This window comes from Lentibacillus sediminis (assembly GCF_002763455.1).
GTDB classification, from domain to species: domain Bacteria; phylum Bacillota; class Bacilli; order Bacillales; family Amphibacillaceae; genus Lentibacillus_D; species Lentibacillus_D sediminis_A.
This window is the reverse complement of sequence record NZ_NIXK01000002.1, coordinates 16018-32096: the sequence shown is the minus strand read 5'-3', so window position 1 is coordinate 32096 and position 16079 is coordinate 16018. Positions and strand designations below refer to the sequence as shown.

Annotated in this window: 16 protein-coding genes; all 16 read right to left on the bottom strand. The window is 46.3% G+C overall.

Annotation, left to right across the window (positions count from 1 at the left end; translation table 11 throughout):
• Positions 1 to 12 precede the first annotated feature (12 nt).
• The 16 genes from CEG13_RS04210 to hrcA all read right to left on the bottom strand — a co-directional run bounded on the left by CEG13_RS04210 (position 13) and on the right by hrcA (position 16057).
• Positions 13 to 972 (bottom strand): PhoH family protein, encoded by a 960-nt coding sequence (locus tag CEG13_RS04210; RefSeq protein WP_100010615.1) that lies wholly within the window; start codon positions 970 to 972, stop codon positions 13 to 15.
• A 29-nt stretch (positions 973 to 1001) separates the two neighbouring features.
• Positions 1002 to 2231 (bottom strand): sporulation protein YqfD, encoded by a 1230-nt coding sequence (gene yqfD / locus CEG13_RS04205; RefSeq protein ID WP_100010613.1) that lies wholly within the window; start codon positions 2229 to 2231, stop codon positions 1002 to 1004.
• Positions 2232 to 2498: 267 nt separating this feature from the next.
• Entirely contained in the window at positions 2499 to 2783 is a 285-nt protein-coding gene (yqfC, locus tag CEG13_RS04200; protein WP_420843786.1) for a sporulation protein YqfC, read from the bottom strand.
• A gap of 130 nt (positions 2784 to 2913) precedes the next feature.
• Positions 2914 to 3417 carry a hypothetical protein gene (locus CEG13_RS04195; RefSeq protein WP_100010611.1) on the bottom strand — a complete coding sequence of 168 codons (504 nt, stop codon included), beginning with the start codon at positions 3415 to 3417 and terminating at the stop codon, positions 2914 to 2916.
• 25 nt (positions 3418 to 3442) lie between these two features.
• Positions 3443 to 4435 (bottom strand): flotillin-like protein FloA, encoded by a 993-nt coding sequence (floA, locus tag CEG13_RS04190; protein WP_100010609.1) that lies wholly within the window; start codon positions 4433 to 4435, stop codon positions 3443 to 3445.
• Between the two features lie 28 nt (positions 4436 to 4463).
• Positions 4464 to 5798 (bottom strand): NfeD family protein, encoded by a 1335-nt coding sequence (locus CEG13_RS04185; RefSeq protein ID WP_100010608.1) that lies wholly within the window; start codon positions 5796 to 5798, stop codon positions 4464 to 4466.
• A 181-nt stretch (positions 5799 to 5979) separates the two neighbouring features.
• On the bottom strand, positions 5980 to 6429 hold the full coding sequence (locus CEG13_RS04180) for a GatB/YqeY domain-containing protein (protein WP_100010607.1): 450 nt from the start codon (positions 6427 to 6429) through the stop codon (positions 5980 to 5982).
• A gap of 15 nt (positions 6430 to 6444) precedes the next feature.
• Complete coding sequence (gene rpsU, locus CEG13_RS04175) at positions 6445 to 6618, bottom strand: 30S ribosomal protein S21 (protein WP_100010606.1); 174 nt, start codon at positions 6616 to 6618, stop codon at positions 6445 to 6447.
• Between the two features lie 189 nt (positions 6619 to 6807).
• A complete protein-coding gene (gene deoC / locus CEG13_RS04170) occupies positions 6808 to 7479 on the bottom strand; it encodes a deoxyribose-phosphate aldolase (RefSeq protein WP_100010605.1) in 672 nt (223 codons plus the stop codon).
• Between the two features lie 24 nt (positions 7480 to 7503).
• The gene (gene mtaB, locus CEG13_RS04165) at positions 7504 to 8853 is read right to left on the bottom strand and encodes a tRNA (N(6)-L-threonylcarbamoyladenosine(37)-C(2))-methylthiotransferase MtaB (RefSeq protein WP_100010604.1); all 1350 of its coding nucleotides are present in this window, start codon (positions 8851 to 8853) and stop codon (positions 7504 to 7506) included.
• Positions 8854 to 8855: 2 nt separating this feature from the next.
• On the bottom strand, positions 8856 to 9611 hold the full coding sequence (locus CEG13_RS04160; protein WP_100010602.1) for a 16S rRNA (uracil(1498)-N(3))-methyltransferase: 756 nt from the start codon (positions 9609 to 9611) through the stop codon (positions 8856 to 8858).
• A gap of 18 nt (positions 9612 to 9629) precedes the next feature.
• The gene (prmA, locus tag CEG13_RS04155; protein WP_100010600.1) at positions 9630 to 10568 is read right to left on the bottom strand and encodes a 50S ribosomal protein L11 methyltransferase; all 939 of its coding nucleotides are present in this window, start codon (positions 10566 to 10568) and stop codon (positions 9630 to 9632) included.
• A gap of 601 nt (positions 10569 to 11169) precedes the next feature.
• On the bottom strand, positions 11170 to 12294 hold the full coding sequence (gene dnaJ / locus CEG13_RS04150; RefSeq protein ID WP_100010598.1) for a molecular chaperone DnaJ: 1125 nt from the start codon (positions 12292 to 12294) through the stop codon (positions 11170 to 11172).
• Positions 12295 to 12484: 190 nt separating this feature from the next.
• Positions 12485 to 14314 carry a molecular chaperone DnaK gene (dnaK, locus tag CEG13_RS04145; RefSeq protein WP_100010597.1) on the bottom strand — a complete coding sequence of 610 codons (1830 nt, stop codon included), beginning with the start codon at positions 14312 to 14314 and terminating at the stop codon, positions 12485 to 12487.
• Positions 14315 to 14348: 34 nt separating this feature from the next.
• Positions 14349 to 14927 carry a nucleotide exchange factor GrpE gene (gene grpE, locus CEG13_RS04140; RefSeq protein ID WP_100010595.1) on the bottom strand — a complete coding sequence of 193 codons (579 nt, stop codon included), beginning with the start codon at positions 14925 to 14927 and terminating at the stop codon, positions 14349 to 14351.
• Positions 14928 to 15022: 95 nt separating this feature from the next.
• The gene (gene hrcA / locus CEG13_RS04135; RefSeq protein WP_100010594.1) at positions 15023 to 16057 is read right to left on the bottom strand and encodes a heat-inducible transcriptional repressor HrcA; all 1035 of its coding nucleotides are present in this window, start codon (positions 16055 to 16057) and stop codon (positions 15023 to 15025) included.
• Positions 16058 to 16079 lie beyond the last annotated feature (22 nt).

Sequence of the window (16079 nt, the reverse complement as noted above, 5' to 3'; positions counted from 1 at the left end):
GCGTTAATGAATCTAGTTGTACGTTTCATATGCTTGAATAATCCGCTGCACCAGCGGGTGTCTTACTACATCTGTATCATCCAGGTGAATAAAACCGACGCCCTTGACAGAGGCAAGCAGGTGATTGGCCACCTGCAGCCCGGATTTGACCCCTTTGGGCAGATCAATCTGGGTAATATCTCCCGTGATGACCATCTTGGAGCCGAATCCCAAACGGGTAAGAAACATCTTCATCTGTTCCGGCGTGGTATTCTGCGCCTCGTCCAGGATGACAAATGCATCATCCAGTGTTCTGCCGCGCATGTAGGCAAGCGGAGCAATTTCTATCGTTTCCCGCTCGATCAATCTCAGCGTGTGCTCGGCTCCAAGCACATCATGCAAGGCGTCATATAAAGGCCGGAGATAAGGATCGACTTTCTCCTTCAAGTCCCCCGGCAGAAATCCCAGGCTCTCTCCTGCCTCTACTGCCGGACGGGTCAGAATGATTCGTTTAACCTGTCCGTTTTTCAAGGCATGAACCGCCATAACAACAGCGAGATACGTCTTTCCCGTACCAGCTGGACCGATTCCGAATACCAGGTCATTTGCTTTGATGCTGGCAATGTATTCTTTTTGCCCAAGCGTTTTGACACGGATCGGTTTCCCTTTCATATTCTTCGTGATTTCATCTTCAAATAAGGTCTCAAATTGACTGATCTTGCCTGATTTTGCCAAATCAACGGCATAAACAACATCCCGCTCCGAAATCGTCAGACCTTTCCGAATCACGGACAGCATCGTAAGGAGAACATCCTGCACTAGGGAAATATCCTTCTCCGCTCCGGAGACACGGACCTTTTCTCCTCTGGTGACGATCGAGACATGCATTTGCTCCTCAATCTGCTTCAAATATTTATCATTGGCTCCAAACAGCGCGAGCGCCTCATTCGGGCTGGTTAAATGTAAATCAATCTCCGTTAGGTTTTCCGGCATAATCAATCTCCTTGGTAAAGGTAATAGCTTCATCTACTCATCTGGTTCTCACTAATTAATTGCGGTGTGGAAATATCTTCTTCCACTGTCATATATAAGTTTAATTTAACTTTACCACTCTCTGTTGTTTCTTGCAAAACTTTTTCTGAAATAAATTCTGCCTCTGGACCAAGCTCGAGTGCCAGCTCATTTTTGGCCTGCTGGATCCCCGCTGCTATGGCTTCATCTTTTGTTCTTTCCATGTTAGTATGCACTTTTTCGCTGATTGTCTCCTCGACAAAGCTGATTGGCAGAGTCCAATTGAAAAACTTCAGTGGTTTTTTTTCTGTCTCATATGCTTTTAGCTCATATTCCGGGTCGCCAAACCCCCAAATCGGAATGCGAACAGAGCCGAATTCCAGGTAGTATTTGGTTTCCCGGTTGCCGGTAAGTGTTTCATAATCTGTCTCAAACGGTACGGTCACGGCTACTTCATACCAGGTGGTTGCCGTTATCTCCCCTTGTGCCGCTACGAGCGTCTGCTGGGAGTCCTCCTCTTCTTCCTGCTCGTTCGATTCGATTTCTTCATTCAGATTGCCGGAGACTAATAGATCCCCTGGCTGCACATAGTCATTCACTTCAACAGCCGGCACCCCTTTGGAGACATACATATATTTTATGACGCCTTTTTTGGTGGCAACAAGATTCCGGGGTTCCAGGTTTTCCTCTTCTTCCACCAGCAGTTTTTCCACACCCTCCAGGTAAAAGGTTGTCCCATTTTGCTGAATACCTGCCCACAGCAATTCAGGCACATCCTCAATCAGCTGCTGTTGAATGTCTGAAGGTGAATCAAGCGTGAAAGTCCAGGCTCCTGGGTGGATCCCATAATCCTCCAGCTGCTGGTTGACCTTCTCCTCAATGTCACTTGGCACCCCTGCAATTTCCACCTTCCAGATGATATTGGAAAGAATGAGCACTAAGAGAACACTCATCGCCAGGGCCAGAAGCAATTCTTTTTTTCGCCGGAAACGCCGGATGATAAACGGATAGCCGCTTCTTTTGGCAAATGTTAATTTATAATTGCTATTCCTGATAACCTGCTTGATTGCTTTTATATCTGTCAACTTCACATTTCCCTGACAGATATCACTGCTTGTTTTTTTTATGTCCCATACAGGAATCCCTTGACGGCTGCATTCCTGGAAAAACTGTTCCGGAGCATCCCCCCGGATCTCTACAGTTACATATCCTGTGAACCATGAGGCTTGTTTCTGTTTCATTTGTTCCTCCTTTCAGAATCTGCGATAAAGGGAAACTTCATTCAATGGGGTTTTCGTTTTTCCTCTACTGTAGAAAAGGAACATAGGCTAAAACCGCCATGTCCTGGAACTGGGATTACTCGTCCCATCGAAAAGCGTTTGTATTTGCAGCAATTCTATGTGACCTGCGTCCTGTGGGCCCGAACCAATCGGGCTTCTACAGGCAGTTATTCCCCACCTGAAATATTCGTTTTCCTTCTATTTTGGCAGTGGGGGTATTACTGCCTGTTAACCTGCGATAAAGCTTACCTCCTTGATCGTTCCCTCCAGTAAAATCTCTTCAGATACCATCATTTTGAGTACAAAATCGGAACCGGTAATTCGGATAAACCCCTGTTTGGTCCGCAGTGTCAGTTCGGTATCCGAATAGGCTTCCATCCCCTGGTGATTTTCAATATATACATGCAGCTGCCCGATAATTGTGATCCGCGGCAGCTCGAGAATGACATCAGAAGGAAGTGCAAAATATCGTATCAGCCATGGACGTATTCGCTGGTTGAGTCTTTTCAACATGCAGCCCCCTCTCCCAATCATATGTATGAAAGAAACAGCCAGATAAGAACAGGAAAGGAAAAGTAGAGAGGGATGCAAAAAACACCAGCAGGCCGGATATGCTTCCGGCTCACTGGTGTTTTTATGATAATTATCTTCTTCGTTCTGCTGCTTCTCGGCGATACGAGCGTTTTGCCCTTGGTGGGCCGAGTACTTCGGACATGATGATACCGTTGATTAGCCCTTCACGGTTCAAATTTCGTTTGATTTTTCCGCGGAATTCTTCCTGTTTCTCGGTCAATTCAGGCGCAGGCTCCCGCAGGATGTTTTGATCCCCGATATCAGACGACAAATCATCCAAAGCTTCTTTTGTTTCCGTATTCAGCTTGCCGGCCAATTGTTCCATTTGCTCCCTATGCTGCTCGGCAAGGGTGCTTCTGGAGGAGGCATTCTCTGCCGGTTGTCGCTCAGAATATCTCTCCCTCGTATTCCTTTGGCTGCGGGAAGGAGCGGATCCCGGTCTTGACTGTGTAGACTGCGGTCTTTTTTCCTTTTCATCGTTTGACCCAATCTTGCCCAACAATCCGATTAACCCGCTGACAATGAGGATGATAATAAACAAGTTATCGAGAATCAACTGGATTAACTGTTCCATCTAAACCCTCCTTTCCCTGGAGTCATTACTGATCATCATCATCGGTATTTTCTTTGGACAAACCACCAATGGATCCGCGCATATCTGTATCGGCATCAATATTTTTGTAATTCATGTAATCCATGACACCTAAATTACCCGAACGCAGCGCTTCAGCAAGCGCAAGCGGTACATCTGCTTCTGCTTCCACCACTTTTGCGCGCATTTCCTGTGTGCGTGCGACCATTTCCTGCTCTTGGGCGACTGCCATAGCACGACGTTCTTCCGCTTTTGCCTGAGCGATGTTTTTATCCGCTTCTGCCTGATCTGTCTGCAGAATTGCACCAATGTTTTTCCCAACATCGACATCGGCAATATCAATGGAAAGAATTTCAAATGCCGTCCCTGCATCAAGCCCTTTGCTTAATACAGTCTGGGAAATGGAATCCGGATTTTCGAGCACCTGGGTATGCATTTTTGCACTACCAATCGTGCTGACGACCCCTTCCCCAACACGGGCAATGATCGTTTCTTCCCCTGCACCCCCGACCAGTCGGTCAATATTAGCACGTACGGTAATTCTTGCTTTTGCTTTTACTTCAATCCCATCCATCGCGATACCAGCAATGAATGGTGTTTCGATAACTTCCGGATTTACACTCATCTGCACGGCTTCCAGCACATCACGTCCAGCCAGATCAATCGCGGCACAACGTTCAAACGGCAGTTCAATGTTCGCCCTGTGTGCAGCAATCAGTGCATTCACCACGCGGTCTACATTACCTCCTGCCAGGTAGTGGCTTTCCAGCTGGTTGATTTTTACATCGAGCCCTGCTTTATGTGCCTTGATCAGCGGATTAATTACCCGGTTCGGCACAACCCGGCGCAAGCGCATTCCAATGAGTGTAAAGATGCTGACTTTCACCCCGGCTGCCAGGGCGCTGATCCACAGTGCCACCGGAATAAAGGTAAATAGGATAACAATGGCAATCAGTACGACCGCAACAATAATCAGCGGCATAAGCTGTTCAAATGTCATCAGTGATTCCTCCTGTTTTGTGTATTTATTAGATTTCTCTAACTACAATTCTTGAACCTTCGACTTTCACAATTTTGACAGACTGATCTTTTTGAATAAATCTGCCCTCTGAGACGATATCAAGATGTTCCCCCTGAAAAATTCCAGTTCCTGCCGGGCGGAGGTCTGTTTGGGTGACTCCTTCGATTCCAATCAACTCCAGCCGGTTGGAAGCTGAGACATATCCCAGATCGGTCTGAGTGCTGTCTTTTAAAATAATATGCCGGAACACCCCTTTTTCCAAGCCGACCCTTCTGAATAGGATCACGGCGACGATTAATGCTGCCAAAAACGCAATGCCAATACTCATTGAGATATGTCCCGGGTCATAGCCGGCCATAAGCAGTGCCCAAATAATCAGACCCGCACCAACGAGACCGATAATCCCTCCAGGCACGAAAAACTCGGCAATAAGTAAAACGATCCCGATAACGAGAAGGACAATCGCTTCCATCCCTGCAAGTCCTGCCACGACATGACCATAGAAAAACAGGATTAACGCAACCCCTCCCACAATTCCAGGTATGCCGAAGCCTGGTGAAAAAATCTCCACAACAAGGCCGATGCCGGCAATCGATAGCAAAATAGGGATCACGACAGGATTGGTGATAAACCTAGCCACACGCTCAGCCAGAGTCGGTTCCGTAACCACTGTTGATGCTTCACTAAGTCCGAGCTCATTCAACAATTCATTTCGATCCTCGACAATCCCTTGAGCGTAGCCCACTTCAACTGCCTGATTCGGGCTAAGGGTCAGATATTCTCCCTCAGGAGCTCCTAATTCCGGCAAATCAAGGCTTGGGTCGGCCATTGCCGCAGCATAAAGCGGATCTCTTCCCTTTGATTCCGCTGCACTGCGCATCGCGGCGAGCCAGGCGGATTGAGCTTTTTGACTGGCTGCATTCCCGTCCTGGGTAATAATTCCGCTTGCACCCATCGTTGCCTGTGGCCGCATATAAATGTTATCCGTGTTTAATGCAATGTAAGAACCTGCAGATAATGCCTGATTTACAACAAAAGAAGTCGTGGGGATGTCCAATTCCTGAAGCATTTCCGCGATCTGGGTCGCGGCATCCACCCTGCCGCCCGGTGTATCAATTTCAAATACAATATGGTCGGCGCCTTCTTCTTCTGCTTTCTGGGTAGTGCGGGACAAGAAAGCCTCCAGCCCCCGTTCCACTTCATTTTCGATCGGGATTAAATAAACAGTTTCACCAGCTCCGTTTTCGCTGGCCAAAACAGACTGTCCAGCACCAAAAGAAGCTATGAGAAAGAAGGCAAGCAGCAGTATGTATATGTTCCGTCTGTTGCCCGGCACTTTCATCACCCCCTTCATTTCTGCTGATAATATGTATACGAATAAAACAAGCAATGGGTTTCATTTTCTTTCAAAAAAATCCGCCGGTCTGCAAGGGAAAGCGGCCGGCTGGTCTGAATACAGAGATTGATGGGCTGCCTTTTAAAAAAGATCCCTGTCAAATATGATGACAAGGATCTTTCATTCGTCATTCGCTCAACTGCTGTTGCACGAGTTTATTTATTTGCGAGCCATCTGCCCGGCCTTTTACCTTGGGCATGACTGCACTCATCACTTTTCCCATGTCTTTCCTGGATGTTGCATGTACTTCCTGAATGGTTGTCTGAACAATGGCCTTCAGCTCTTCTTCACTGAGCTGGGCAGGCATATATTCCTTTACAATGGTGATTTCTGTTTCAAGTTCTTCTGCAAGGTCTTCGCGTCCAGCTGATTGAAATTCTTGGAGGGAATCTTTCCTTTGCTTCAGCTCTCTTGAAAGAATGGATAACTCTTCCTCTTCTGAAAGGCTGTCTTTGCCATGTTTAATGGTTTCATTTTGTATGGAAGCCTTCACCATTCGAATCACTTTAAGTCGCTGTTTGTCTTTGTTTTTCATCGCCTGTTTCATATCCTGGTTCAGCCTATCCAGTAATGTCATGCACTTGCACCCTCTTTATCTGCGTTTTCTAGCAGCTTCCGATTTCTTTTTACGGCGAACACTGGGCTTTTCATAGTGTTCACGCTTGCGGTATTCCTGCAATGTACCGCTTTTTGACACACTTTTCTTAAAGCGACGAAGAGCATCTTCAAGAGACTCGTTTTTACGAACGCGAGTTGTATTTGACATGCTAATTTCCCTCCCTCCGAAGCACAAAACAAATTTAGAAAAGCATAAATAACAAATTCTATGCCTCCATAAAGTATAATATAATCCTTCATGCAGGTCAACTGACAATTAGAAGAAATCTAGTAAAACTTCGCCCGATGAAATGAGGTCGGACATCTGATTTCTGCATGCTTTCGGTGTACCATCATTTTAGTAATCAGAAGTTCCCTCTTCACCGCGAATGATGTCAATTCCGGCACTTGCCCCGATTCTTGAGGCTCCAGCTTCAATAATCGCCTTCGCTGTTTTCAGGTCGCGCACCCCGCCGGAAGCCTTGACACCCATTTCGCTGCCCACGGTTTCACGCATAAGCCGGATATCTTCCACCGTGGCACCGCCCCCGGAAAACCCGGTGGATGTCTTCACAAAATCTGCCCCGGCTTCTTTTGCCAGCCGGCAGGCACGGACTTTTTCTTCCTCGTTCAGCAGGGACGTTTCGATAATCACTTTTGTCAGCGCCTTATCGCCTGCAGCTTCCACCACCGCTTGGATATCTGCCTTCACTGCAGCATCATGGTTTGATTTCAGTTCACCGACGTTGATGACCATATCTACTTCTTCTGCTCCGTCACTGATGGCTTGTTCTGTTTCAAATACTTTGACAGCCGTTGCATTAGCACCTAACGGAAATCCGATCACTGTACATACTTTCACTGGTGTATCTTTTAACTGTTCATAGCAGTACGGGACCCAGTAAGGATTGACGCAAACAGAGGCGAATTCATGCTCTTTTGCTTCCTCGACAACTTGTTCAATTTTTGCTTTAGTAGTTTCCGGTTTTAACTGAGTGTGATCGATATACCTTGCTAATTCTTTGCTCATCCCTTCACTTCCTTTCTGATTTATTTATTGCGATGCTTTAACCCTTGCATGTGTAGCACGATCCATAATCCGTACAAATGTACCCTCATTATACGGGTAGCCGGTTTGATTTATTTTAACACGGACAATTTTCCCGATCATATCAGGAGTTCCTGCAAAACGTACTTTTAAGTAATTATCGGTATAGCCTTCCAATAAACCGTCTTTTTCCTGAACATGTTCTTCCGGAATTACTTCCAGCACCTCGTCATGGAAACCGGCGGCATACTCACGTGCCAGCTGGTCGGATAAATCGATCATTTGCTGTACACGGCCATTTTTCACGTCATCTTCCACCTGGTCTTTCATTTTGGCAGCCGGGGTCCCTGTTCTGCGGGAGAATGGGAAAACATGCAGTTCGGAATAACCAATCTCTTTGACAAACTGATAGGTTTCCAGGAATTCCTCTTCCGTTTCTCCCGGAAATCCGACAATCACATCAGAAGTAATAGCCAGATCCGGCAATGCTTTACGGATTTTCATTACTTTTTCTTTGTAATAGTCGCTGGAATATTTACGCCGCATTCTTGCAAGGACCGAATCTGAACCGGATTGCAGCGGGATATGCAAATGACGCACGATTTTATCCGAATTATCCAGTGCTTCAATTACCTCATCGGTAATCTGGCTGGCTTCAATGGATGAGATCCGAATCCGTTTCAGACCATCCACCTTAGTCTCCAGATCATTGAGCAGCATGGCAAAATTATAGTCATTTAAGTCTTCCCCATACCCGGCTGTATGAATGCCTGTCAGAACTATTTCTTTATATCCGGCATCAACCAGCTTCTGTGCCTGCTCCACGACATTTTCCGGATCCCTGGAACGAAGCAGACCGCGTGACCACGGGATGATGCAGAAAGTGCAGAAATTATTGCAGCCTTCCTGAATTTTCAATGATGCACGGGTCCGGTCGGTGAACTCCGGCACGTCCATTTCTTCAAACACACGGTTTTTCATGATGTTTTTCACACCATTGATTGGCTCCCGTGTCTTTTTATGTTCTTCAATGTAACCGATCATCTGCTTTCGGTCCTGGGTGCCCACTACAATATCCACCCCGGGGATCTCCATGATTTCCCCTGGAGAGGTTTGTGCATAGCAGCCGGTGACACAGACGATAGCCTCGGGATTCTTACGGATAGCCCGGCGGATTGTCTGGCGGCTCTTTTTGTCCCCTGTGTTTGTGACAGTGCATGTATTGATCACATACACCTCGGAATCATGGTCAAAATCGACACGTTCATAACCATTGTCCTTAAAAAGCTGCCAAATTCCTTCTGTTTCATAATGGTTCACCTTGCAGCCAAGCGTGTGAAATGCTACGGTCGGCATGATCAACACCTCAATTCTTCAAAATGATAGGAAATACTTGCCAGTGCATACAGTGCAGCCGTTTCTGTTCGCAATATCCGCGGGCCAAACCTTACTGGCTGAAACCCGTTTTGGGTCAATTGCTCAGCTTCTTTTGGCGAAAACCCGCCTTCCGGACCAATGCAAACAAGAACACGTTCTCCTGGTCCGGTTTGGTTTAGCATACTGCCAAATGACTGGTGATTAGCGGTCTTTGCCTCTTCCTCAAATGCAAAAATTTTCTTGTCCCATTTCTGAGTTTCTTCCATCAATTCCTGGAGGGAGAGTGGCTTATGTATCTGTGGGATTCGGCTGCGGTGGCTCTGTTCACTTGCCTCTTTGACAATTTTAGCAAATCGATTCAGCTTTTTCTCCGCTTTTTTCTCATCCCACTTAGCAATCGAGCGCTCTGCCTGAAAAGGAATAAACGCACTGGCACCAAGTTCTGTTCCTTTTTGCAGAATCAGCTCAAATTTATCGCCTTTTGGCAGCCCCTGGGCAATGCATACTTCAATCGGAAGCTCGGCGGATTCTGCAAGCCACTCTTCAATAGTGGCGCGGACTTCGTTTTCCGCTAAATCGGAAATCCGGCAGGTGGCCGCCTCTCCGGACGGACGATTACAGATAATCTTGTCTCCGGTCTGAAAACGCATCACCCGTTTTATGTGATGTGCGTCATCGCCTGTTATATGCACTTCAGAAGCATTCCAGTTCTCTTCAGGAATAAAGTACCGCTGCATAAAACCACCAACTTTAAATTATGCTTTTTGTGCAATGACGGAAATCCAGTCATCCATTTCGTTGATTTCCACAATCTTAAAGCCCTGCTGCTTTAATTTTTCTTCAATGTACTGTTTTTTACTGCTGATAATGCCGGATGTGATAAAATACCCGCCATCTGTCAGGTTGTTCCAAGCGTCGGCGACAAACTTGCCAATGATTTCAGCCAGAATATTGGAGACGATCACATCTGCCTTAATATTTACGCCTTCCAGCAGATTGTTCTGCTTTGCGATAATTCGGCTTTCCAGCTTGTTAAGCCCGGCATTCAGGGTAGTACTCTTTACTGCCACATCATCGAGATCATAGGCGTATACCTTGCTTGCTCCCAGTAAAACGGAGGCAATACTCAGCACTCCGGATCCCGAGCCGACATCGATTACGAGGTCATCTTTTTGCAAATACTGCTCCAGCGCCTGAATACTCAGCATTGTCGTGGGATGGGTTCCTGTACCGAACGCCATCCCCGGATCCAGTTCCAAGATCAGTTCGTCATTAGAAGAAGGAGTATAGTCTTCCCAAGTAGGTATAACAGTAATTTTACCGGAAACTTTGACAGGTTTATAATATTTTTTCCATGCGGTTGCCCATTCTTCTTCATCTATTTCACTTAAGGTAACGGTATTTTTTCCAATATCAATACCATATTGACGCAGACTGCTAACCTTTTCTTTGATTTCTGTCACCGTTTCCTGCAAGAATTCACTGGCGGGAAGATATGCTTTAATATAAACACCTTCATCGGGATATTCTTGGGGATTCAGTTCATAGACCTCGCCAAACCTTGTTTCATGCTCTTTCTCGAGATCAAGCGGGTCTTCAATCACCAGCCCGGCAGCGCCTTTCTCATGCAAAATATTGGAAATTGGCTCCACCGCTTCATTAGTGGTATGAATACGAATCTCCGACCATTTCATTGCAAGCTCCCTTTCTTCTTGGGAATTTTATATGTAAACGATGCTGCCTGTCAGCATCGTTTGTCGAAAAGACCTCCGTTTCGGCAATTATTTCTGTTGTTTTCAGAATGTTTCTTTTATCACAACATCTATAAACTGCGATGTAAATCAGTGAGTTTCATGATCGCCGCTGCGGAAATATACTACGCTTTCCGCGGGTGGCTGGTGAGCCCCCTTGTGCTGTCGCACTGCGGGGTCTCACCAAGGCCATTCCTCCCGCAGGAGTCTCCGTATATTTCCTCCGCTGACTGATGTGGTTTTTGACTCTAATGCTGTTTAAATCAACTACCACTCTTGATAGTTGATTTTTGTTGCAGGCAGTGGCTTTCCCACAGGAGTCGACTGCCGTCAGCCCCAAGCACTACCAACAGAGTGGCTAACTTTTGGTTGCTTTTAAAAAGCACACCGTTAGCGGAGGAAATACCCCGAGACTCCTGCGGGATAAAAAGCATAGGCGAGACCCCACAGCGCGTCAGCGCGAGGAGGCTCGGCAGCTTCCCGCGGAAAGCGAGGGGTATTTCCGCAGCGGCTGCCTAAGTCGTAGTTTCCATCAACTACGATCTTATTTAAATGCGTTTTTAAATCGTTGGAACAGGGAGCTTTCCTGTTCATTGGTCGATTCGTTCCCGCCAATTTCATTAAACTCGCGGAGCAGTTCTTTCTGCCGATCCGACAGTTTGGTTGGTGTCACTATTTTCACCACTACATGCTGATCGCCCTGGCCGTATCCGCGGACATTCGGTGCGCCTTTTCCTTTCAAGCGGAAGGTTTTTCCCGATTGTGTGCCACCAGGAATTTTTAGCATCACTTTGCCATGGACGGTAGGGACTTCCACTTCGTCCCCGAGCGCTGCCTGGGCGTAATTCAGCGGAAGTTCACAGTAAATATGATCCCCTTCCCGCTCAAAGAAGTCATGCGGACGGACACGGATCACGACAAACAAGTCCCCTGGAGGTCCGCCGTTTATACCGGATTCTCCTTTTCCAGGTACACGAATTTGCTGCCCTTCATCAATACCGGCTGGAATGTTGATGTGAATGCTTTTCTGCTTTTTCACTGTACCTTCGCCGCCGCAAGTGTTGCATTTTTCCGGGATGATTTTTCCCGAACCATTACAATGATGGCAGACTCTGCGGTTAACCACCCGACCGAACGGTGTATTCTGCTCGGTATTCAGCTGACCTGCTCCTTCACAGTGTGGGCAGGTTTTTGGCTTGGTTCCGGGTTTTGCACCGGAGCCGTCACATGTTTCACAGGTTTCTTCTTTCGGAATACTGATATCTGTGTCTTTCCCGAAAATAGCCTCCTCGAAATCCAACACCATTGTATACTGCAAATCATTTCCCTGCTGCGGGGCATTCGGGTCTCTTCTGCGGCCTCCACCGCCAAAGAACATATCGAATATATCGCCAAACCCGCCGCCAAAGTCTTGGGCTCCGCCGCCGAAACCGCCAAATCCTTGACCCTGTGGACCTGCATGGCCAAACTGGTCATACTGGGTACGTTTTTGTTCATCACCCAATACTTCATATGCCTCTTTGGCTTCTTTAAATTTATCTGCAGCGCCTTCCTCCTTATTGACATCCGGATGGTATTTTCTTGCCATTTTCCGGTATGCTTTTTTTATTTCTTCTTTGGAGGCGCCTTTTTCTATTCCAAGCACTTCATAATAATCACGCTTACTCACTTCAAAATCACTCCCCGACACTTTCCTGCATAAAGTTTATCTTATCATCATTTGCCAGTACGAGGCAAATGAATCTGTGTATGGCTGTACGCCAAGATTTCCTGGCACTTATACAGTCAGAAAATACTTACCTTCCAACTGGCAAAAAAAGTCAAAGTCAAGAGGATCCTGACTTTGACTTTTTTCATGCTTACTTATTCTTGTTATCGTCGTCTTCTACATCTTTATAATCTGCATCGACGACATCATCGTCGGCGCCTTGCTCGCCCTGTTCGCCTTGAGCATCCTGCTGCATTTGCTCATACAGCTTGACGGAAAGCTGCTGCACTTCTTCCTGCAGCTTTTCTTTTTTCTCTTTAATCTGGTCGATATCATCTGCTTCGATTGCTTGTTGCAGTTCTTCTTTTGCACTTTCTGCTTTTTGTTTTACTTCATCCGTTACTTTATCGCCCAGATCTTTGATTGTTTTGTCTGTTGTGAAGATGAGCTGATCCGCTTCATTGCGGAGATCTACTTCCTCACGGCGTTTTTTGTCCGCTTCCGCATTTTCTTCTGCTTCTGAGACCATTTTTTCTACTTCGTCATCGGAAAGACCAGAAGAAGATTTGATCGTAATCGATTGCTCTTTATTTGTTCCCTTATCTTTGGCTCGGACATTTACAATCCCGTTTGCATCGATGTCAAAGGAAACTTCAATCTGCGGTATTCCGCGTGGTGCTGGCGGAATATCCGTTAACTGGAAGCGACCAAGTGTCTTGTTGTCTGCAGCCATCTCCCGTTCACCCTGCAGCACATGGATGTCCACTGCTGTCTGGTTATCGGCAGCCGTAGAAAATACTTGGGATGCGCTTGTCGGAATGGTTGTATTGCGTTCGATCAGCTTGGTTGTCACACTGCCCATGGTTTCAATGCCAAGGGATAGTGGCGTTACGTCAAGCAGCACAACATCTTTGACATCCCCTTGCAGTACTCCACCTTGAATTGCGGCACCGAGAGCTACTACTTCGTCCGGGTTGACGCCTTTGGAAGGATCCTGGCCGACTTCTTTTTTAATGGCTTCCTGAACGGCAGGAATACGAGTGGACCCCCCGACAAGAATAACTTTGTGGATCTCGCTTGCTGACATATCCGCATCAGACAATGCTTTTCTTGTCGGTACCATTGTGCGTTCCACAAGGTCAGATGATAGTTCTTCGAATTTAGCACGTGTCATATTCATTTCCATATGAAGTGGTCCAGCATCACCCGCTGTGATAAATGGCAGAGAAATTTGTGTCTGTGATACACCGGAAAGATCTTTCTTCGCTTTTTCCGCAGCATCTTTCAAACGCTGTGCAGCCATTTTATCCTTGGATAAATCAATTCCGTTTTCCTTTTTGAACTCCTGTACCATGTAATCAATAATTACTTCGTCAAAGTCATCCCCGCCAAGACGGTTGTCACCGGCTGTTGAAACTACTTCAAAGGTGCCGTCCCCGATATCAAGAATGGAAACGTCAAATGTTCCGCCGCCAAGGTCATAAACGAGAATGGTCTGATCCTGATCCTCTTTATCAATACCATATGCAAGCGCTGCTGCTGTTGGTTCATTTATAATGCGCTCAACTTCCAGGCCGGCGATTTTACCAGCATCTTTTGTTGCCTGACGCTCAGCATCGTTGAAATAAGCCGGAACCGTGATGACAGCTTTTTCCACTTTTTCACCAATGTAGTCTTCTGCATAGGATTTGATATGCTGCAGAATGATTGCGGAAATTTCCTGCGGGGTGTATTCTTTGTCCCCAATCTTCACTTTATAATCAGTACCCATATGACGTTTGATGGACTGAACCGTATCCGGGTTTGTGATCGCCTGGCGTTTCGCTACCTCGCCGACTTGGCGCTCCCCATTTTTAAAAGCGACAACGGAAGGGGTCGTGCGGTTGCCTTCCGGGTTTGGAATGACAACGGATTCGCCGCCTTCCATTACTGCTACACATGAATTTGTTGTTCCTAAGTCAATTCCGATAATTTTACTCATTGCTTTTCTTCCTCCTTAGCTGCTAAAGACAAAATTATTTATTTACTTTTACCATTGCCGGCCGGATCACGCGGTCTTTCAGCATGTATCCTTTTTGCAATTCTTCCACTACCATATTCGACTCCTGTGTTTCATCTTCCACCTGCATCACAGCATGGTGAAGATTCGGGTCGAATTCTTTCTCAACTGCTTCAATCTCAGTTACACCCTGGGATTTCAGGGCATCCTGCAGCTGATTTTGCACCATCCGGATTCCTTCCACCAGGCCGGAATTGGCCTCAGTTGTCTCCATTTTTAAGGCACGGTCCAGATTGTCCATGGCCGGCAGCAATTCATTCACCAGATCCTGGGACTTATACTTGCTGGCTGCTTCCTTATCTTTCCGGGTGCGTTTTTTAAAATTCTCAAATTCCGCCTGTACGCGGAGCACACGCTGTTCGAGCTCACTTTTTTCCTGTGCGAGACGGGCAATTTCTTCATTTAGCGGATCTTCTTCCGCCTCCTGCTCTTCTGCTGTCTCTGCCGCATCTTCCGGATCAATCACTTCTATCGTTTCATCTTCATCTTTATTTTTCTCATTTTCCTTAACTGTATCTTTCTCTTGTTCCTCCATGCTGCCACCTCCAATATGAAATAACCAGTAATGAGTCTATCACGAATGACCCGCGAATAAAAACAGATTGCTGCATTCGTTTATATATACCTGTGTTAATCCGTGTTTTTATACCACAGGTACAGGGCATCCGTCATTTCATTTGATAACACATCCAACAGGGTAATCACTTTGCGGTATTCCATCCGTGTCGGGCCAAGTAATGCGATTGTCCCCATCTGATCCCCGCCCAATTGGTAGGAAGCGGTTATCAGACTGAAATCCTTAATTGCATCCGCCTTATTTTCATGGCCAATGGTCACTTTGATCCCGCCTGACGTGCCTTTAAGCAAATGAGCCATCTCATTCTCGTTTTCAATCATCGTATAAAATGCGCGTATTTTATCGACATCGTTGAATTCCGGCTGTCTTAAAAGATTTGATTTGCCGCCGATATAGAGCTTCACCGGCTGTTCTTGCAGAAACGCCGCTTTTAAATAATCATAGGATTTGTCAAAATCATGAATATATGCCTTCATCAAGTCGGTGATTTCTGAATGAAACATTTCCGGCAGTCTTACAATCGGCACCCCCTGCAACCGGTCATTCAATATGTTCACCATCTTTTCCAAATCTGCCGGGTTAATCTCAGCAGGAACGGAAAACGACCGGTGCTCCACATATCCTGTATTTGTTACCAAAATAGCAACCGCTGAATTTGGTGAAAGAGTGATGATCTGCAGCTGTTTCAGTTTTGTTTCAAACAACTCCGGCCCGAGGATGATCGAAGTATAATTCGTCAGCTCTGACAACACTTCTGCAGACATCTGCACCAATTGCTCAAATTCAAAAAAGCCGTCATTGATAAAATTCTTAATGACATTCATATCCTGATTGAATTTCGTAACCGGGGATATCATATGGTCCACATAGTAGCGGTACCCCTGTTCTGATGGAATCCGTCCGGATGACAAATGTGTTTTTTCCAGATAACCCATATCTTCCAGATCGGCCATTTCATTTCTGATGGTAGCTGCACTGTAAGGAATGCTGTTCTTTTTCGAGAGAGCACGTGAACCAACAGGGCGCGCTGTCTGAATGAAATCATCAATAATGACCTGCAAAATCAATAATTGCCTTTCTGTTAACATGAGAATCACCTCTGTTAGCACT